The sequence below is a fragment of the Streptomyces lienomycini genome, assembly GCF_027947595.1.
Lineage (GTDB): Bacteria > Actinomycetota > Actinomycetes > Streptomycetales > Streptomycetaceae > Streptomyces > Streptomyces lienomycini.
In genome coordinates, this window is record NZ_CP116257.1 from 3,428,268 (window position 1) to 3,446,710 (window position 18,443).

Sequence of the window (18,443 nt, forward strand, 5' to 3'; positions counted from 1 at the left end):
GCCTTTCGTCGGCTCAGGTGCTGTGCTGGGTGGTGGACAGGCCGAGGGCCTTGAGGTCGGGCATGGTGCCCTCCTGCGCGCTGCGCAGCGACTCGACGAGGCTGCCCTGGCCCCCGCCGACCCGGGCGAAGGAGTCCTGCATGACCTTCTGGGTGGCGCTCATCCGCGGACCCCAGAGCCACTGGTCGCCGATCTTCTCGGCCTCCTGCTCGAACAGGGCGTAGATGTCCTGCCCGCCGTAGTACGAGCGGTCGAAGGCCTCGCGGCCCACGGAGACCAGCCCCGGCGCCGCCGGGTACTGGCTGCTGGTGCCGCTGGAGAGCCGGGCGCGCAGGGAGTCGGGGTGGGAGACCTGCCACTCGATGAACTCCATGGCGGCCTCCGGGTGCCTGCTGTCCTCGGTGATCGCGAAGGTCGAGCCGCCGTGCGTGCCGGTCGAGGGGCTGCCGGTGTCCCACTGCGGCATCGGCGCGATCCGCCACTGGCCCTTCTGCCCGGGCCGCGCGTTCATCTGCGCGCCGGCGTCCCAGGCGCCGCTGAGCCGGGTGAGGACCAGGCCGTTGCCGATCTGCGCGTCGGACTGCCTGCTCTCGACGGCGTTCATGAAGACGTCGTCCCGGTCGATCAGCCCCTGCCAGTACTCGGCCACCCGCCGTGAGGGCGAGTCGGCGAGGGAGACGTTCCAGGCACCCTTCGAGGTGTCGAACCACTGGGCGCCCGCCTGCCAGGCGTAGCAGGCGAACTGCGTCATGCCGTCGGTCGGGAAGAGCACCAGCCGCCGGTCGGGCGCCGTGCGGTGCACCGTCGCGGCCTGCTCGGCGAACTCGTCCCAGGTGCGGGCGACGTCGAGCCCGTAGTGGTCGAACAGGTCGGCGCGGTAGTGCATCACCATGGGCTCGACGTCCAGCGGCACGGCGAACACCCGCCGTTCGAAGGTGGTCAGGCCGAGCGCCTGCGGCAGCAGCTTGCGGCGCAGGCCGTCGCTCATCAGGTCGGTGAGGTCGCGGGCGACGCCGTCGATGGCGAACCCCGGCACCTGCGGATATTCGAGAGTGGCGACGTCGGGGGCGTTCCCGGCCCGGGCGGCGTTGCTGAGCTTGGCGTAGCCGCCCTGCCCGCCGGACGGGATCTGCTGGAACTCCACCTGGATGGTGCGGTGGGTGCGGTTGAACGCGTCGACCACTTCCTGGCTGCCGCGCAGGGCGGACCAGAAGGTGATGCGGGTGGTGGTGCCCGTGCGGGCCGACGATGCGCCGCTCCCCCCGCTGCAGGCGCTCGCGGCTCCTGCAAGGGGTAGGGCGGTCATCGCGGCGAGCACGGAGCGACGGCTGGGTCGTCCGGGCATGGCGCCTCCGCGGCTCCTGCGGGTCCGCGCGGGACGCGGACACGACTCTTCGAGACACCGGAATCCTGAACGCCCTGACTCAAACGGTCAATAGATCGATCAGAAGAAAATGAAACGCTCAAACGCTCATTCGTCGAGCGGTGCGGACCACCGGTCCGTGGACCCCCGCACCATCAGACGCGGCAGCAGCTCGACGCGTCGGCCCGGCTGCCTGCCGCCGGGCGCCTCGGACAACCGCTGGAGCAGCAGCTCCGCCGCCGCGTGCCCGACCTCCGCCTTCGGCGGCGACACGGCCGTCAGCGGAGGCGAGGCCAGCCCGGCCACGACATCGTCGTACGCCACGACCGAGCAGTCCTGCGGCACGCGCACGCCCTCCTCCGCCAGCCGCTGGACCACCATCAGCGCGTCCACGTCACCGTGCAGCACCATCGCGGTCGCACCCACCTTGCGCATCAGCGCGGGCAACTCCGCCGTCTCGTCCGCCGAGTACGGCCCGTCGGCCCCGGCCTCCGGCGCGACCAGCGTCCACGCCCACCCCTCCACCAGGGGGTGCGCCCCGGCGATCTCGGTGAAGGCGGCCCGCAGCGAGCGGGCGGTGGGGCTGTCGTGCCGGGTCGCGAACACCATGCGCCGGTGACCGAGACCCACCAGGTGCTCCACCGCCAGATGCGCGCCGTACCAGTGGTCCGAGCACACCGAGTCCAGGGCGTGCGGCGCGCTGCCGCGCCACGGGCGGCGCTCCATCAGCACGGTCGGCACCCCGATCCCGGCCAGCCACGCGTGGTCGGCCTCCTCGTCGGTCCGGCCGCGCCAGCGCGGGGCGATCAGCAGCCCGTCGGCGCCGTCCGACAGCGCCCGCTCCACCAGCGGGCGTTCGGCGCCGGACGCCTGGGGCGCGAGATGCAGGGCCATGCGCACCCCGGCCCGCTCCAGGACCGTGCGGGCCCCGTGCAGGGTCTCGGTCAGGTACGAGTGCCGGACGGGGACCACCACGGCCACCCGGTCCCCGCCCGCCGGGGCCGGGTCGTGGGCCGTCTCCCGGGCGGGCAGCGTCGACCGCACGACCCCGTGGCCGCGGCTCAGCCGCCCCTCCCGCGTCAGCTCCTCCACGTCGCGGCGCACCGTGACCACCGACACCTGCAACTCGTCGGCGAGGTCACGGACCCGCGCGGTACCGCGCGACTGGACCGCCGCCAGTATCCGCTGGCGCCTGAGATCGACCGGCTCGCGCATCAGGGCTCCCCACCCGAGAATGTTCGTTTGAGCGATTGGGAGTCATCATAACGATCGCCCGCGCCGGGTGCCGGTGTCCCTACGGTTCGGGGTCCGCGAGGAGGGGGCCCAGCGGACCCAGGTCGAGGTTCAGGTCGGAGCGGCTCAGGCCGTGCTGGGCGCAGAGGTCGTCCATCCGCTCGTCGAGCAGCATGAGCGCCGTGCCGAGCCGGTCCTCCTGGTCCGCGCTCAGGGTGCCCTCGTCGAAGCGGCGCACGGCCTGGCGCTCCATGAGCTGGCGCAGCAACTCCACCACGGTCAGGACCAGGGCGGCCAGGTCGTTCGTGACCCGCTCGGGATCCAGGTCGAGGGCGTGCGCGGCCCGGGGCCCGGTCACAGCGGCCCGCTGTCCGGCCAGGGAGCGGGCACCCGCTCGTTCACCGACGACAGCAGCGCGTGCAGGGAGATCCGCACCAGCGGCACGTCCGCGATGGCCAGGACGAGATCGCCGCTCACCACGACACCGGTCGCCAGCACCCGGTCCAGCAGGTCGACCAGGGGCACGCCGATCGGCGCGTACGGATCCGGGCCGCCCCAGGGCACCGGGGCCGGACCCGGCGCACGGGCGTCCGGGACGGTCATGGGCGGACCTCCTGCTCCGGGCCGGCCTGCGGGTCCTGGTCCCAGCGGGCGAAGGAGTACGGGATCCACGGGCCCGAGGCGTCGACCCGCACGGCCGGACACCGGCCGTCGGCGGCGAGCCGCGCCAGGGCCTCGGTGAAGGCGGTGCGCCGCGCGTCGTCCACCAGGTAGGCGGCATTGAGCAGTTGCGGGGCACGACGGCCCGTCAGCCGCTCGCTCTGCGGGCGGTGCCGTGTCGTGGCGACGGCGTGGCACCGCAGCTCCGCGTCGACCGCCTCCGCCTCGGCCAGCGCCCTGCCGTGGGCGGTCCGCCGGTCGCGCCGTCGTGCGCTGGCCCGGCCGAGGTAGGCACGCCCGCCGCCGGCGTCGCTCGGGGCCGCGGTGTCCGCGGCGGGCTGCGGCGCGCTCTCGGCGGCATGCACCTTCACCGCCCACTCCGTACGGTCCCTGAGCCGGTCGAGCAGTGTGTCCAGCACCGGCTGCCGGGCGGCGACGGCCCGTGCGGCGGTCAGGTCCCCGCGGTACAGGGTCGCCATCGGCAGCGGCACGACCGGGCCCCGCCCGGCCGCGGCCTCGACGCCCCGGTGATGGGCACGCGCGCAGCGTTCCAGGTCGTCCGGCCGGTTGAGGCGTTCCGTCAGCGCCTCCTCGTCGAACAGGGCCGCGGGGACGTCCTGGACGACCAGGTACAGGCCGCCCGCGCGCAGCACACGCAGCGGCCCGCCCTCCTCGTGCCCCCTCACCGACGCCAGCCCGGCCGGGTCCGGCGGGGTGCGGGTGACGGCGAAGGCGCAGACGATGCCGGTGGCCGCCGTTGTGGCGGCGGTCGTGCTCATCGCACGGCTCCCGCGGTCTCCCCGGCGGCCCCCTCCAGGGCGTCGAGGCGCTCCCGCAGCCGCGCGTTCTCCTCGGCGAGCGCGTCCCGCGCGGCCCGGGACGACAGCGCGGGGTCGGTCTCCCACCAGTCGATGCCCGCCTTCTTCGCGGTGTCCACCGACGCGATGAACAGCCGCAGCCGGATCGTCAGCAGCTCGATGTCGAGCAGGTCGATCTTGATGTCGCCCGCGATGACGATGCCCTTGTCGAGGACGCGTTCGAGGAGGTCGGCGAGGCTGCCGGAGGGGGGCCCGTAGGGCTCTGCCTCCGGGCCCGGATACCGGTGGTCGAGGTCCGTCACCTCGTACTCCCCGAGGGAGCGTCAGCGTCAGTGGCGGCGACGGCGACGGGGGCGTTCGTCGTCCTCGTACTCCCCGTCCTCGTCCTCGTCCTCGGCGTCTGCGTCGTCTTCCTCGTCTTCCTCGTCCTCATACGGGTCCTCTTCGTCGTCGTACTCGCCCTGCTCGTCGTCCTCGTACCGGTCCTCTTCGCCCTCGTCCCCCTCGTCCCCCTCGGCGTCGTCGGGTTCGTCGGCGTTCTCCTCCTCCAGCGCGTCCTCGTGGCTCTTGACGACCTCGCCGTCGCGGATCTCGCCGCGCCAGCCCTCGACCTCCTCGCCGCTCGTCAGGGTCACGTGCCGCGCGAAGTGCTTGAGGTCCAGCCGCAGTCGGCGTCCCTGGGCACGCCAGAGGTTGGCGGTCTTCTCGAAGAAGCCGGCCGGGTAGTACTCGACGACCACGACGACCCGGGTCAGCCGGGGCGCCAGTTCGTGGAAGGTGACCACCCCGTTGGGACTGCCCTTGGCGCCCTCGGAGGTCCAGGCGATCCGCTCGTCGGCGATCTGCTCCTGGACGGTCGCCTTCCAACTGCGGCTCGAAAAGGCGATCTTGGCGGTCCAGTCCGAGGTCGTCTCGTCGTGGGGGCTGACGCTCTGCACACCCTTGGTGAAGTCGCTGAAGTCCTGGAGCTGCGTCCACTGGTCGTAGACGGCGCGCAGGGGGACGCCGATGTCGACGGTCTCCATGATGTGCGTCGCCTTGATGCTGCCACCGCTCCTGGAACCGCCACCACCGCTCTTGGAACCGCCGTTGCCGTTCCTGGAGCCGCCGCCGCCCGTGCCGTTGCCGCCGCCGCCGCCCCCGGAGCCACCGCCGTCGGACGATTCGGTCAGACGGTCGGTCAGGGACCCGATCCGTTCCCCCGCCCTGCCGACGAGGCCGTGTCCCGCCGCGGACAGGTAGCCGCCCAGTGCGTCCTTGAGGTCGCCGAGCGGAGACGCGCCGCCGTCGCCCTGCCGGTCGGGGGTCATCCGCGCCCACCTCCGCGCCCGACGCCCGGGCCCACCGCCCGCTTCGCCGGTACGGCCTTCCCGGCCGCCGCCTTCTTCGCCGCGGTCTTCTTCGCGGCCTTCTTGGCCGTCTTGCGGGGCGGCGACGGCGCGGGTCGCCGGTCTTCCTCCCGGTCCTCCTCGTCGAAGTAGGCGTCCTCGTCCCGGCGGGAGTCGTCGTCCCGGGCGTCGTCGGCACCCTCGTCCCGCCGGCCCTCGCCGGTGAGCGCGTCGGTCCGGTCGCGAAGCGTGTCCGCGAGCCCGGTGAGCCGCCGGTTCGCCGCGGCCGTGACGGCCGCACGCCCCGCGGTCAGCAGCTCGCCCCTGACCTGCTCGGTCAGCTCCTGGAACTGCGGCGTCCGCTGCAGGCCGCCCAGCCCCTGGCTGAGTACCTGGCCGGGGGAGAGACCGGCACGCCGGCCCACGAGGTAGGAGCCGACCGCGAAGGCGAGTTTGGCCTTCTTCGTGCGCCCCAGGAGATATCCGCTCGCCACGGCCGCCGCCATGGCCGTCCTGCTGTCGTTCATACGTGCCTTCTCCGTGCTCGATTCGTGGTGGTCGTACGGCCGGTGGTCCGGGCCGGGCGTTCGAGGAGGGTGAGCAGACGCTCCTCCTCCCGTTCGAAGACGGCCTCGTCGACGGCGCCCTCGTCCAGGGCCCGGTTGAGCGCGGCCAGCCGCGCCTGTACCGCGCGCGGGTCATGGACCTGCCGACGGGCCTCCTGAAGCAGGTGGTCGGCGATCCACGCCGTGCCGCGCACCGGTGCGAGGGGCAGCAGGAGGAGTCCGCTCACGATGCCCACCGCGTCACCGGCCGGCCGGCGTCGAGGGGCGCGGGTCGACGAAGCTGTAGCACGGCAGGGGCCCGGTCACGCTGAGGGCCAGCCGGTCCCCGCAGGCACGGGCCCGCGCCGCCACGGCCTCCCGGAACCGCTGCTCGTCGTCCGCACGCAGCAGGAACGACGCGCTGAGCACCTGCTCGTCGTCGGTCGCGCCCTGGACCGTGCGCACGGCGAGCGGGGCCAGACGGTCGACGACCTCCCGGGCCGCGCGCCGCGCCTCACGGCGCACACCGAGGGCGATCGCCTCGCCCAGCCGGACGTTGGCCTCGTAGTCCGGCCGGCGACGGGTGCGCAGGGCCAGGTTCCGCAGCTGGTCGTCCCGGCGCACCAGATCGGCGAAGTGGCCGGGGACCACCGCCCCCTTGACGTTGAGTTCGACACACCCCCGGACGCCTTCGAGCTGCTCCGTCAGGTGGACGGCGTCGGAACGCAGTTGGGAGAGCAGGGTGTCGGTCCGGGGGCTGAGGACGGCGAACCGCATCGGCAGGACCGGTCCCTGCGCGGCGAGTTCGTCCAGCACGGCCTGGTGGGCCAGCAGGTCCCGGCGCCTGGGCCGGATCCGCGGGGGAGCTGCCGACACCGCCGCGCACAGCCCGGACTCGGTGAGCAGCCGTACCGGGGCGCCGTCCACACCGGGGGAGCGGGGCGCGCGCATCCCGGCGGGGGCGATGCCGTAGACATACAGCGCCTTCGGCACCGAGGCGGAGGCGGAGGCGGCGCCGGGGGACGCGGCGGTGTCGGTGGCCGCGACCGTGCCGGTGGCCGTGGTGGGGGCGGGCGCGGTCATTCGTCCTCCGTCTCAGTGCGCCGGCGGGGGCGGGAGCGAGGGCGGTCGTCCTCGTCGCGGCGGGGGCGGCCGTCCGGCCGCGGGGCCGTTGCGTGCCCCGGCCGCGCTCCGCGCGCTCGCGGGGCAGGACCTCCTCCGCCTCCTCCCGCTCGGGCTCGTGCTCGGGCGCGAGGACGTCGCGCACCTTGTCGGTCAGGGAGCGCGCCGTCCGCCTGGCGCCCGCCTTGCCCACGGTCTTGGCGACCGGACCGCCGAACAGCTCGGGCACGGTCTTGGAGCGCACGTCGTGCTCCAGGTCCAGGCGGTTGCAGGCCTCGGCGAACCGGAGATACGTGTCGACGCTCGCGACCACGATGCGGGCGTCCACCTTGAGGATCTCGATGCCGACCAGGGAGACGCGCACGAAGACGTCGATCACCATGCCGCGGTCGAGGATGAGTTCGAGGACGTCGTAGAGGGTTCCCGCGCGGGGCGCGCAGACGACCTCGTCGTCGTAGGTGATCATGCGGTGGTCCTTCCGGGTGCGGGCCTCACGGTCCGCTCACTGGTCCTGGGCACCGCGCCGGTAGCGCGCGATCCTGCGGTACTGGATCAGGTCGCCCGCCGCGTCCAGCCCGACCTCGTAGGTGGCGAGCAGGCTGGTGGTGTCGGGGATGCGCGCGACCTCGAGCACGTCCACGTGGACGGTCCAGCCGCCGTCCTGGCTCCGGCACACCGCGGAGACCCCCTCCAGGTGGTGCCGGATCAGCTCGGACAGGGCGTCGGCCGCGTGCCGGGCGGCGTCACGGGCGTCCCGCACGCCGCGCTCGCGCGTGGCGGTGGAAGTCGTGCGGCGCCGTCGCTCGCCAGGTTCTGTCATGCTGCCCACTCTGACCGCGGACCCCGGTCCCCGCGTGCGCAGTTACCCCATCCGGGGTCGCCTCCGGCGCGGTGAGGCGCCCGGGGCGGCCCGGGACGGGGCGGTGGGTCAGGCGTCCGGGGTGCCGGCCGGCGGGCGTCGGCAGTGCAGGAAGAGGTGCGGCTCCGGCCGGGCCTCCGGGTGGGCCGGGGTGAACATCGACGCCTCCTGCGCCAGCACCTCCAGACCCGCGTCCTCGACCAGGGCGGTGAGGTCCTGCGTGGGGAAGCTGGTCACGCGCACCGGCTGGCCCATGAAGGTGGCGTCGACGCCCTCGACGTCCAGCGGCACGGTCGCCAGGACCAGATGGCCCCCCGGCTTCAGCAACCGCACCAGGTGCCGCACGAGGTCCTGCTGCTCCCGCCGGTCCAGCTGGAGCAGCGAGAAGTACACGCAGACGGCGTCGAACGAGCCCTCCGCGAGCGGTACGTTGCGGATGTCGGCGCACCGGAAGGTGGCGGTCGGCACCTGCCGTGCGGCCAGCTCCACCATGACGGGGGAGACGTCGACGCCCAGCACCTCGTGCCCGGCGTCCGCGAGGGTCTCGGCGGTCGGCCGGCCCGTGCCGCTGCCCACGTCGAGGACCCGGCTGCCCGGCGCGAGCCGCGCGAGCAGCCACTCCAGTGAGCGGCGGTGCGTCTTCGACCCGGCGAACGCCCTCTCGTACTCGGCGCCCAGCGCGTCGAACGCGGCGGCGGCCTGCGGGCGTTGCTGGTCGTCGGTCACGGCGGTCCCTTCGGTGCGGTGGGCCGGGTGCCCCCGGAGCATCGTTCCACCGGGACAGAGCCGCCGACAAGGGGCCCTTGGGGGGACGGGCCGCCGGGCGGCGGGCCCGGGCGGGACGTGCTATCCGCCGTCGTCCCGCGCCGTCCCCGGCTCGGCCGTCCGGCGGTGCACCGCGGCCTTGACCCGGTCCGGCAGCACCTTGCCGGCCACCCCCTGGGCCTTGGTCCTCGCCGAACCGGTGACCAGCTTCCCGCGCCCCTTCATGACGGCGTCGAACGCCTGCCGGGCGACCTGCGCCGGGTCGTCCTTCGGCATCGTCCCGACCCTGGTGTCCGCCATGCCCGCCCGCCGGAAGAAGTCCGTCTCCGTCGGACCGGGCATGAAGGAGGTGACCGTGACACCGGTGTTCCCGACCTCCTCCTGCAACGCCTGGGCGAAGGACTGGACGAACGACTTCGACGCGTTGTAGACCGACTGGAAGGAACCCGGCATCGTCGCCGCGACCGAGGACGTGAACATCAGCCGCCCCACCCCGCGCGCCACCATGTCCCGCAGCAGGGGCTTGGCGAGCCGCACCGTCGACGACACGTTGAGGTCGATGACGGACTGGTCGTCGGCGCGGTCGGTGTCGACGAAGGCGCCGCCCTGCCCCACCCCGGCGTTGAGGGCCGCCACGTCCACCGCGAGCCCGGTCAGGGCGGCGACCAGCTGGTCCACGCCCTCGGCCGTCCGCAGGTCCGCGCGTACGGCCCGCACCTCGACGCCGGTCTCCCGCAGCCGCCGCGCGGCGTGCTCCAGCCGTTCGTCCTCGGCGTTGACCACGAGGTCGTAGCCGTGCTCCGCGAACAGCGCGGCGAGTTCGTACCCGATCCCGCTGGACGCCCCGGTGACCAGGGCGAGCGGCCTGCTGCCGTCCATGGCTCCTCCGTCCTCGGCGCACCCGCGCCGTGCCGACTCCGGGTGCCCCGATCCGCGTCCGCACATCACCGCCCGGCCCGAGCCGGACCGCTCACCGGGGCCGCGCCCCGTCCAGGGCCAGGTCCACCAGCCCCCGTACGAGTACGTCGTCCAGCGGCGCCCCGCTGAGCAGGACCCGGACGAACAGCGGACCGCTGACGGCCTCGATCAGCAGCCCGGGGTCGGTGTCCGCGGCCAGCTCGCCCCGCTCGGCGCCGCGCCGGACCATCACCACGGCCCGGTCGAGACGCTCGCGCCAGTAGGGGCCGCGCCGGTCCGCCAGGGTGTCGTCGTCCTCGACGCTCAGCCGCAGCAGCGCCCGGCCCTGCGGGGTGGCCAGCAACCGGGCCAGGGCGGAGAAGAACGCCAGCAGGTCGTCCCGGACGCGTCCGGTGTCCGGGACCGGCAGCGCGGTGTCCAGTTCCGTGGTCAGCGCGTCCAGGATCAGGTTCTCGCGCGTGCCCCACCGCCGGTACACGGACGTCTCGTGCACCCCGGCCGCGCGGGCCACGGCGCCGACCGTCACGCCCGCCAGGCCCTGACTCGACAGCAGGTCCACGGCGGCGGCCAGCACGGCCCGCCGCATCCGCTCCCCGCGGCGGCGCAGGGGCGGGGCGACGGGGTCCGGTGAGTTCATCGGACCAGCCTAAAGCAAGTTGCCCTGCGTTGGGTGTACGGTTAACGCAAGTCGACCTGCGATGGACCGCTGGGGCCGTCCGGGGTCGCCGCCGCACCGAGGAGGTCCTGTCATGGCGCAGATGCTCGCCGCCCGCCTGCACGTCCCGAGCCGCACCCTGCGACTCGACGAGGTGCCCCGCCCGCAGCCGGGCCCCGGGGAGGTGCTGGTCAAGGTCGAGGCGGCCGGCGTGTGCCTGTCCGACGTGCACCTCATCGACGGCACCCTCACCCCGCTCCTCCTGCGGGGCGACACGGTCACCCTCGGCCACGAGGTCTCCGGCACCGTCGCCGAGACCGGCGCGGGCGTCACCGCCTGGTCGCCCGGACAGCGGGTCGTGCTGCACGCCGGTGAGACGCGGGACGGCGTCACCTACACCCGTGGCGTCGACTACGACGGCGGCTGGGCCGAGTACGCCCTCTCCGCCGCCGACGCCATGACACCGCTGCCCGACGCCATCCCCTTCGAACAGGGCGCGATCATCCCGGACGCCGTGTCCACCCCGTGGGGCGCCATCACCGAGACCGCCGTGGTCCGGCCCGCCGAGGCGGTCGGCGTGTGGGGCGCCGGCGGCCTCGGCGTCCACGCGCTGCAACTGCTCCGGGCGATCGGCGCCTGCCCGGTCGTGGCCGTCGACCCCAACCCCGTCGCCCGCGAACGCGCCCTGGCCGCGGGCGCCGACCTCGCCCTGGACTCCGCCGACCCCGAACTGGGGCAGACGGTCCGGGCGGCGACCGGCGGCCTCGGGCTCGCCGCCGCCTTCGACTTCGCGGGCGTGCCGCCCGTGCGGGAGCAGGCGGTCTCCGTCCTGGCACCCAGGGGGCGACTCGTCCTGGTGGGCCTGACCGACAAGCCCCTCACCGTCACGGACGGGACCCGCTTCAGCTACCTCCAGCAGCGCGTCCTCGGCCACTACGGCTCCGACATGCCGGTCGCCCTGCCACAGCTCCTGCGGCTGATCCAGGGCGGACGGCTGGACTTCTCCGGTTCCGTCAGCGGGGTGCTGCCGCTGGCCGAGGCCGCCGAGGCGGTCGCCCGGCTGGAGCGGAAGGAGGGCGACCCGATCCGGCTGGTGCTCCGCCCGTGAGATGAGGGAGCGCCGAGAACTCCCGCGGCGGCTGAACGCTTGAGCCCCCGGTTCCGTATGGAGCCGGGGGCATTTCACGTCCGAGTTCCGTCACGACACTGGAGCACGCCTTGGGACACGACAGGCGCAGACGCCCGACCGGGGCGCGGCGCGCGACCTTCGCAGCGGTCGCGCTGATACTGGGAGGCGGCGGCCTGGCGGCCGTGAACGTCTTCGCCTCGGCGACGGAGTCCGGCAACGCGGCCGTTCCCCTGGGCAGTTCCGGAGTCGCGGCCACCGTCGACTGCCCCGACCCGACCGAACGCCTGACGGCCGTTCCGGAGCAGGCGAGGCCCGAGGTGGACACCGAACTCGCGCACCTCGACGAGCAGATCGCCGCCGCCTACCGCGGGCTCCAGGACGCCGCCCGCACCGCGGACGACGGCACCCTCGACGAGGGCGCGATTCTGGACCCCCTGAAGAAGGAGCGCGCGGCGACGATCGAACGCATCGCCGCCGCCGTCGACAAGGCCGGGGACCGCCCCGAGGGCCTGGACACCCTGGCCGAGTGCACCCTGCGCCGCACCGGGACCGCGTCGGCGGACACGAGCGGCAGCCCGGACCGGCAGGGCCAGGAGCAGGGGCAGAAGGAGGGGAAGCGGGAGCAGGGCCAGGGGGACGGCAAGGGCGGCGAGTCCGGTGCGGGGCAGCAACAGCCGCCCGGCAACGGCGGCCAGGCGGGCAACGGCCCCGTGACGGCGGACTACGCCGACATCGAGTCCGTCCGGCCGGGCCCGGTACGGGCACCCCGGCAGCAGAAGGCGTCGACCGGCTCCTTCACCACCAGCTGCGGCGTCAACGCCGAGGGCCTGTTCAACTCGGACAACCTGATCGCCGCCCCCGGCGTCGGCAACGGCGCCCACCACTTCCACGACTACGTCGGCAACCAGGCCAACGACGCCTTCGCGAGCGACGAGGACCTGGCCGCCGGCGACACCAGCTGCGCCGACCAGGGCGACAAGTCCTCGTACTACTGGCCCGTGCTGCGCCTCCAGAACGGCACCGCCGAACAGGACGCCCAGTCGCCCGGCGGCGGCGTGGAGGGCAACGCCGGAGAGATCGTCACGCCGGCCGAGGTCACCCTGACGTTCGAGGGCAACGAGCGCGGCAAGGTCACCGAGATGCCGCGCCTGCTGCGCATCATCACCGGCGACGCCAAGGCGTTCGTCAACGGCGACACCAACGCGAACGCCTCCTGGAGCTGCACCGGCCTCGAGTCCCGGCAGCTGAAGGACAAGTACCCGCTGTGCCCCTCCGGCAGCGACGTGGTGCGCACCTTCACCTTCCAGAGCTGCTGGGACGGCCGCAACACCGACAGCGCCAACCACCGCACCCACATGGCCTTCGCCGCCGCCGACGGCGGTTGCCCCGAGGGCTTCCGGCCCGTTCCACGACTGGTGCAGCGGGTCGTCTACGACGTGGCCGCGCCAAGCCTGGAGGACGGGGGCAGGACCGTGCCGCTGTTCGCCGTGGACTCCTTCCCCGAGCAGTTGCACAAGCCGGTCACCGACCACAGCGACTTCATCAACGTCTTCGACGAGGGCCTGATGCGCGAGATGGTCGAATGCATCAACTCCGGCCGCGCGTGCGGCCCGGACGCACCCCCGGCGTCCGAGCCGGGCGGGGGCGAGGAGCAGCCCGGCGGCGAGGACGGCGGCCGGACCGCCGAGCCCCCGGCCGGGCAGACCGCCACGGCCTCGGCACCCGCGGGCACCGGCCAGGACGGCCAGGACCAGCAGGACGGCCAGACGGGCGGGACCGCCGGGAAGGACGCCGGGAAGAACGACGGGGAGAACGACGGGAAGGCCCCAGGCCGGAACGAGGAGCAGAACGCGGGGCGGACCGGCGGGGGCGAGCCCGCGCCCCCGGCCGACGGCCGGGACACCGGTGCGTCCGCGAGCGCCGAGCCCAGGGCCGCTACGCCGGCCGCCGACACCCCGGACGACGTGAGCGGAGCCGCGGCCGCGACCGGCGACACCGGCAGCGGTGGCAACGCCGGGGGTGCCGGGCCGGCGCCCGGACCGCAGGCGCGGGGCGGGCTCGCCGAGACGGGTTCCGGGCTCGGCCTGTGGCCGGCGGCGGTCGGCGGCGTGCTCTTCGCCGGTGGATGCGTGCTGCTGATCCGTTCCAGGCGGCGTGCGCCGTGACGACCGCCCCGCCGGCATGACGACGGGTGGGCGGGGGAGGCTGCCCCCGCCCACGGGGAGTGGCTCGATTCGGGTGTTGCCAATTCCTTTACCCGGGCGCAGCCTGGTCTTCGAGCCGACTTTGGGAGCGCTCCCATGCGCTCGCGATGCCGCCGCTCCACGCTGTCCCCCCACGCGAGAGAAGGACGTCATGACTTGTCATGATCACACCAAAGACACGCCCCGCGGAACGACCCGCCGGGCGGCGACCCTCGTCCTCAGCACCCTCACGGCGGTCCTGCTCACCCTGATCCCCTGGAGCGGCACCGCCGTCGCCCACGGCTCGGTCGTCGACCCGGCCTCCCGCAACTACGGCTGCTGGGAACGCTGGGGCGACGACTTCCAGAACCCGGCCATGGCCGACCAGGACCCCATGTGCTGGCAGGCGTGGCAGGACAACCCCAACGCCATGTGGAACTGGAACGGCCTGTACCGCAACGGCTCGGCCGGTGACTTCCAGGCGGTCGTCCCCGACGGCCGGCTCTGCAGCGGCGGCCGGACCGAGGGCGGACGCTACAACTCCCTCGACGCCGTGGGCGCGTGGCAGACCACCGACGTCACCGACGACTTCACCGTCAAGCTCCACGACCAGGCCAGCCACGGCGCCGACTACTTCCTGGTCTACGTCACCAAGCAGGGCTTCGACCCCGCCACGCAGGCCCTGACGTGGGGAGACCTTCAGCAGGTCGCCCGCACGGGCAGCTACGGGCCCAGCCAGGACTACGAGATCCCGGTGAGCACCTCGGGACTGAGCGGCCGGCACGTCGTCTACACGATCTGGCAGGCGTCGCACATGGACCAGACGTACTTCCTGTGCTCCGACGTCGACTTCGGCTGACCCGCGCCACTCCCGCCCCCCACCCCCGCCGGGCGCGTCGCACCCGGCGGGGACACCGGTCGTGCGACGGCCCGCCGAACCGCTCCGCGTCCGCTTGCGGGTGCGGTATACGTCCCCTCATGGACTACTACGACCTGGGCGGCCACGGCCGCCCGGTGACGACCTCGTCGCCCGAGGCCCAGCGGTGGTTCGACCGCGGGCTGGTGTGGACGTACGCCTTCCACCACGAGGAGGCCGTCGCGTGCTTCGAGGCCGCCGCCGCGGCGGACCCGGACTGCGCCATGGCCCACTGGGGCATCGCCCACGCGCTGGGCCCCAACTACAACAAGCCGTGGGAGGCCTTCGGCGCCGAGGAGCTGACCCGGACCGTCGGGCGCACCCACGCCGCCGTCGAACGCGCTCACGACCTGGCCGACCGGGCCACCCCCGTCGAGCGCGCCCTGATCGGCGCCCTGCGCGCACGCTACCCGCGGGCGAGCGCCGTCGAGGACTGCTCGGTGTGGAACGCGCCGTACGCCGACAGCATGCGCGCCGTGTACGAACTGGCCCCGGACGACCTGGACGTGGCCACCCTCTACGCCGACGCCCTGATGAACCTCACGCCCTGGCGGCTGTGGGACCTGCGCACGGGACGGCCCGCCGAGGGCGCCCGCACCCTGGCGGCGAAGGAGGTGCTGGACCGGGCCCTGGCCGCCGGCGGGGGGCGCGACCACCCCGGCGTACTGCACCTCTACATCCACCTGATGGAGATGTCCCCCACGCCCGAGGCGGCCCTCGCCGTCGCCGACCGGCTGCGCGGCCTCGTCCCCGACGCCGGGCACCTCCAGCACATGCCGTCGCACCTCGAAGTGCTGTGCGGCGACTACCGCCGCGTGGTGTCGGACAACGCCGCCGCGATCGCGGCCGACGAGAAGTACCGCGCGCGGTCGGGCGCGATGAACTTCTACACCCTCTACCGCTCGCACAACCTCCACTTCAGGATCTACGGCGCGATGTTCCTGGGGCAGTACGAGGTCGCCCTCGACACCGCGGCGCGGCTGGAGGCGTCCGTCCCCGAGGAACTGCTGCGGGTGGAGAGCCCGCCGATGGCCGACTGGCTCGAGGGGTTCCTGGCGATGCGGGTGCACGTCCTGATCCGGTTCGGCCGCTGGGCGGACATCCTCGCCCTGCCGCTGCCGGCCGACCCGCGCCTGTACTGCGTGACGACCGCCATGCTGCACTACGCCCGCGGCGTCGCCCTCTCGGCCACCGGCCGGGTCCCGGCGGCGGAGGCCGAACGCGACCTGTTCCGCGCGGCGGTCGCCCGGGTGCCGGAGTCCCGCACGCTGTTCAACAACACCTGCGCCGACATCCTCGCCGTCGCCTCGGCCATGCTCGACGGCGAACTGGAGTACCGCAGGGGCGACCACACCGCCGCCTTCGCCGCCCTGGAACGCTCGATCGAGCTGGACGACAACCTGCCCTACGACGAGCCCTGGGGCTGGATGCAGCCCACCCGGCACGCCTACGGCGCCCTGCTCCTCGAACAGGGCCGGATCGCCGAGGCCGAGGCGGTCTACCGGGCCGACCTGGGCCTCGACGACACACTGCCCCGCCCGCTCCAGCACCCGAACAACGTCTGGGCCCTGCACGGACTCCACGAGTGCCTGGTGCGGCTGGGCAGGACGGGGGAGGCGCGGATCGTGGCACAGCAGCTGAAGCTCGCCGCCGCTCTGGCGGACGTACCGGTCGAGGCGTCCTGCTACTGCCGCCTCGACACAGTACGGGCCGCCGGTGGAGGGACCGACTGCTGCGCCACGGACCGCCGGCCCCTCCGGGAGTCCCGGATCAGACGTTGACGCCGAAGTCGGCGGCGATGCCCGCGAGACCGGAGGCGTAGCCCTGTCCGACCGCCCGGAACTTCCACTCGGCGCCGTGCCGGTACAGCTCGCCGAAGACCATCGCGGTCTCGGTCGAGGCGTCCTCGGACAGGTCGTAGCGGGCCAGCTCCTGGTTGTTCGCCTGGTTGACGACGCGGATGAACGCGTTGCGGACCTGGCCGAAACTCTGGCCGCGGTTCTCCGCGTCGTGGATGGAGACCGGGAAGACGATCCGGTCCACCTCGGCCGGGACCGCGGCGAGGTTCACCTTGACCGCCTCGTCGTCGCCCTCGCCCTCACCGGTGAGGTTGTCACCGGTGTGCTCGACCGAGCCGTCCGGGCTGGTGAGGTTGTTGTAGAAGACGAAGTGCCCGTCGGAGAGCACCTTGCCCGACGCGTCGAGAAGCAGCGCGGAGGCGTCGAGGTCGTAGTCGGTACCGGTCGTGGTGCGCACGTCCCAGCCCAGACCGACCAGCACGGCGGTCAGACCGGGCGCCTCCTTGCTGAGCGAGACGTTGCCGCCCTTGGCCAGGGAAACTCCCACTGCGTTCTCCTTCGTTCCGTCCAGTGATCAGGTCCGCCGATCACGTCTGCCGATGACGTCCATGTTCCTGCCCGCCAATCTACAACACTGTAGAAGACAAGCCTTCTATACGATGGCGCCCCGGAAGAGGATCGGCGGCGGAAGGAGGCGGGCCGTGACGGATGACCGGCGACCGCGGCGGCGGGGCCAGGGCGAACTGGAGGCCCTGGTGCTGTCCGCACTGCGGGAGGCGGAGGGCCCCGCGACGGCCGGCTGGGTGCAGGAGCACCTCGGCGGCGACCTCGCCTACACCACGGTGATCACCATCCTGACCCGGCTGCTGGAGAAGGGCGTCGTCAGCCGCGAGCGCGCGGGCCGGTCCTTCGCCTGGACACCCGCCTCGGACCAGGCGGGACTGGCCGCGCGCAGGATGCGCAAGGTCCTGGACGCGGAGAGCGACCGCGAGGCGGTGCTGGCCAGCTTCGTCACCGGTCTCGCCCCGGACGACGAGAGGCTGCTGCGCGAACTGCTGGGGCACGCGCGTGCCGCGGAGGACGGCTGACACCGCATGGGGGTCTTCGTCTTCCTGCCCCTGGTCCTGCCGCTGACGGCATGGCCGATCGCCAGGCTGGCCGAGCAGCACCTGCACCCGCGGACCGCGACCCGGCTGCTCACCGCCGTCGCCGCCGTGATGGCCCTGTGCAGCACGCTGTGCCTGGCCCTGGTGATGGTGGTCGGCACCGCCCAACTGCCCGGCAACCCGCTGCCGGACGGCTGGTCCGACCCCGAGGTGCGGGCGGCGGTGCCCCAGGACGAGGTCGCCGGCAAGGCGGCCATCCCCGCGCTGTGCGCCGTGGTCGCGGCCTCGGCCCGGGCCCTGTGGCGGCACGGCAGGGTGCGCCGCCGCGCCCACCGCGCGCTGGCCGGGCTGCCGGGCACCTCGGTGGCCGTACTGCCGGACGACGTGCCCTACGCCTACGCGCTGCCCGGCGGGCGCCGGGACCGCGTGGTGGTGAGCACGGCCCTGCTCGACTGCCTCGAACCCGGTGAACGGCGGGCGCTGTTCGCCCACGAGCGCGCCCACCTCGCGGCCCGGCACCACCGGTTCCTGCTCGCCGTCCGGCTCGCCGCCCTGGCCAACCCCTTCCTGCGCCCCCTGCGGACGGCCGTGGCCTACACGGCGGAGCGGTGGGCGGACGAGGCGGCGGCACGGGCGGTCGGCGACCGCCGGTCGGTGGCGACGGCGATCGGCAAGGCCGCCCTCGTCTCCCGCGGCACCCCCGTCGCCACCCTCGCCGGACTCGCGGCGCCGGGCCCGGTGCCGCGCCGGGTGGCGGCCCTGCTCGGCCCCGCTCCCGCGGCCCGCACCTGGCCCCCGGTGTTCACCTCGGTGGGCCTGGCGGCGTGGGCCGCGGCCGCAGGAACCGCCGTCTCGGCGATGTCGTCCGCGAACGCCGCCGTCACGATGTTCCTCATCCTGCGGACCGCGACACACCTCTGAGCGCCCGTCACCCCGTCGCCGGTCGTCCCGGATTCCACAGTTCCCTTCGGAAAACCGCAGGTCACAGAGGTGCCCCCGAAATTTCTTCACTCGATCGGGTGGGCGACCAATCCGGACCCGAGC

General features: G+C 73.9%; 21 protein-coding genes and 1 pseudogene. 6 read left to right on the top strand and 16 right to left on the bottom strand.

The genetic code is table 11. The features are described 5' to 3' along the window. Nucleotides 1-13 precede the first annotated feature (13 nt). The 15 genes and pseudogenes from BJ961_RS15510 to BJ961_RS15580 form a co-directional block, all read right to left on the bottom strand. Nucleotides 14-1,345, bottom strand: coding sequence for an ABC transporter substrate-binding protein (locus BJ961_RS15510; protein ID WP_271413414.1), 1,332 nt, complete (start codon nucleotides 1,343-1,345; stop codon nucleotides 14-16). 126 nt (nucleotides 1,346-1,471) lie between these two features. Beyond that, on the bottom strand, nucleotides 1,472-2,578 hold the full coding sequence (locus BJ961_RS15515) for a substrate-binding domain-containing protein (protein ID WP_271413415.1): 1,107 nt from the start codon (nucleotides 2,576-2,578) through the stop codon (nucleotides 1,472-1,474). 79 nt (nucleotides 2,579-2,657) lie between these two features. Beyond that, nucleotides 2,658-2,954: a gas vesicle protein K gene (locus tag BJ961_RS15520; RefSeq protein ID WP_271413416.1), complete on the bottom strand. Its 297-nt coding sequence runs from the start codon at nucleotides 2,952-2,954 to the stop codon at nucleotides 2,658-2,660. Then, on the bottom strand, nucleotides 2,951-3,199 hold the full coding sequence (locus tag BJ961_RS15525; protein ID WP_271413417.1) for a gas vesicle protein: 249 nt from the start codon (nucleotides 3,197-3,199) through the stop codon (nucleotides 2,951-2,953). The genes BJ961_RS15520 and BJ961_RS15525 overlap by 4 nt, the downstream gene beginning before the upstream one ends. Beyond that, a complete protein-coding gene (locus BJ961_RS15530) occupies nucleotides 3,196-4,035 on the bottom strand; it encodes a GvpL/GvpF family gas vesicle protein (RefSeq protein ID WP_271413418.1) in 840 nt (279 codons plus the stop codon). The genes BJ961_RS15525 and BJ961_RS15530 overlap by 4 nt, the downstream gene beginning before the upstream one ends. Further along, nucleotides 4,032-4,376 carry a gas vesicle protein gene (locus BJ961_RS15535; RefSeq protein ID WP_271413419.1) on the bottom strand — a complete coding sequence of 115 codons (345 nt, stop codon included), beginning with the start codon at nucleotides 4,374-4,376 and terminating at the stop codon, nucleotides 4,032-4,034. The genes BJ961_RS15530 and BJ961_RS15535 overlap by 4 nt, the downstream gene beginning before the upstream one ends. Before the next feature lie 27 nt (nucleotides 4,377-4,403). Next, nucleotides 4,404-5,384 carry an SRPBCC family protein gene (locus BJ961_RS15540; RefSeq protein WP_271413420.1) on the bottom strand — a complete coding sequence of 327 codons (981 nt, stop codon included), beginning with the start codon at nucleotides 5,382-5,384 and terminating at the stop codon, nucleotides 4,404-4,406. Then, nucleotides 5,381-5,929, bottom strand: a complete 549-nt coding sequence (locus BJ961_RS15545) for a hypothetical protein (protein ID WP_271413421.1) — start codon at nucleotides 5,927-5,929, stop codon at nucleotides 5,381-5,383. The genes BJ961_RS15540 and BJ961_RS15545 overlap by 4 nt, the downstream gene beginning before the upstream one ends. Then, nucleotides 5,926-6,204 (bottom strand): gas vesicle protein GvpG, encoded by a 279-nt coding sequence (locus tag BJ961_RS15550; protein WP_271413422.1) that lies wholly within the window; start codon nucleotides 6,202-6,204, stop codon nucleotides 5,926-5,928. The genes BJ961_RS15545 and BJ961_RS15550 overlap by 4 nt, the downstream gene beginning before the upstream one ends. 4 nt (nucleotides 6,205-6,208) lie before the next feature. After that, nucleotides 6,209-7,030 carry a GvpL/GvpF family gas vesicle protein gene (locus BJ961_RS15555; RefSeq protein WP_271413423.1) on the bottom strand — a complete coding sequence of 274 codons (822 nt, stop codon included), beginning with the start codon at nucleotides 7,028-7,030 and terminating at the stop codon, nucleotides 6,209-6,211. Continuing rightward, nucleotides 7,027-7,535: pseudogene (locus BJ961_RS15560) on the bottom strand (gas vesicle structural protein GvpA). Before BJ961_RS15560 ends, BJ961_RS15555 begins: the two are co-directional and overlap by 4 nt. A gap of 36 nt (nucleotides 7,536-7,571) precedes the next feature. Then, a complete protein-coding gene (locus BJ961_RS15565; RefSeq protein WP_271413424.1) occupies nucleotides 7,572-7,889 on the bottom strand; it encodes a gas vesicle protein GvpO in 318 nt (105 codons plus the stop codon). A 108-nt stretch (nucleotides 7,890-7,997) separates the two neighbouring features. Further along, nucleotides 7,998-8,696, bottom strand: a complete 699-nt coding sequence (locus BJ961_RS15570; protein ID WP_271413425.1) for a class I SAM-dependent methyltransferase — start codon at nucleotides 8,694-8,696, stop codon at nucleotides 7,998-8,000. A 78-nt stretch (nucleotides 8,697-8,774) separates the two neighbouring features. Next, entirely contained in the window at nucleotides 8,775-9,572 is a 798-nt protein-coding gene (locus BJ961_RS15575; protein WP_271413426.1) for an SDR family NAD(P)-dependent oxidoreductase, read from the bottom strand. 91 nt (nucleotides 9,573-9,663) lie between these two features. Beyond that, entirely contained in the window at nucleotides 9,664-10,248 is a 585-nt protein-coding gene (locus BJ961_RS15580; RefSeq protein WP_271413427.1) for a TetR/AcrR family transcriptional regulator, read from the bottom strand. Nucleotides 10,249-10,360: 112 nt separating this feature from the next. On the opposite strand from BJ961_RS15580, the gene BJ961_RS15585 reads away from it, so the two are divergent. The 4 genes from BJ961_RS15585 to BJ961_RS15600 all read left to right on the top strand — a co-directional run bounded on the left by BJ961_RS15585 (nucleotide 10,361) and on the right by BJ961_RS15600 (nucleotide 16,275). Further along, a complete protein-coding gene (locus BJ961_RS15585) occupies nucleotides 10,361-11,374 on the top strand; it encodes a zinc-binding dehydrogenase (protein WP_271413428.1) in 1,014 nt (337 codons plus the stop codon). A gap of 110 nt (nucleotides 11,375-11,484) precedes the next feature. Then, a complete protein-coding gene (locus tag BJ961_RS15590; RefSeq protein ID WP_271413429.1) occupies nucleotides 11,485-13,560 on the top strand; it encodes a DUF1996 domain-containing protein in 2,076 nt (691 codons plus the stop codon). Nucleotides 13,561-13,750: 190 nt separating this feature from the next. After that, nucleotides 13,751-14,437, top strand: coding sequence for a lytic polysaccharide monooxygenase auxiliary activity family 9 protein (locus tag BJ961_RS15595; protein ID WP_271413430.1), 687 nt, complete (start codon nucleotides 13,751-13,753; stop codon nucleotides 14,435-14,437). 119 nt (nucleotides 14,438-14,556) lie between these two features. Beyond that, nucleotides 14,557-16,275, top strand: coding sequence for a tetratricopeptide repeat protein (locus tag BJ961_RS15600; RefSeq protein ID WP_271413431.1), 1,719 nt, complete (start codon nucleotides 14,557-14,559; stop codon nucleotides 16,273-16,275). On the opposite strand, the gene BJ961_RS15605 is transcribed toward BJ961_RS15600, so the two are convergent. Further along, nucleotides 16,265-16,840 carry a TerD family protein gene (locus BJ961_RS15605; protein ID WP_059296699.1) on the bottom strand — a complete coding sequence of 192 codons (576 nt, stop codon included), beginning with the start codon at nucleotides 16,838-16,840 and terminating at the stop codon, nucleotides 16,265-16,267. The two genes, BJ961_RS15600 and BJ961_RS15605, sit on opposite strands and share 11 nt — an antisense overlap. A 112-nt stretch (nucleotides 16,841-16,952) precedes the next feature. On the opposite strand from BJ961_RS15605, the gene BJ961_RS15610 reads away from it, so the two are divergent. Continuing rightward, nucleotides 16,953-17,381, top strand: a complete 429-nt coding sequence (locus BJ961_RS15610) for a BlaI/MecI/CopY family transcriptional regulator (protein ID WP_381156201.1) — start codon at nucleotides 16,953-16,955, stop codon at nucleotides 17,379-17,381. A gap of 6 nt (nucleotides 17,382-17,387) precedes the next feature. Continuing rightward, nucleotides 17,388-18,320 (top strand): M56 family metallopeptidase, encoded by a 933-nt coding sequence (locus BJ961_RS15615; protein WP_271413433.1) that lies wholly within the window; start codon nucleotides 17,388-17,390, stop codon nucleotides 18,318-18,320. Nucleotides 18,321-18,443: the final 123 nt, after the last annotated feature.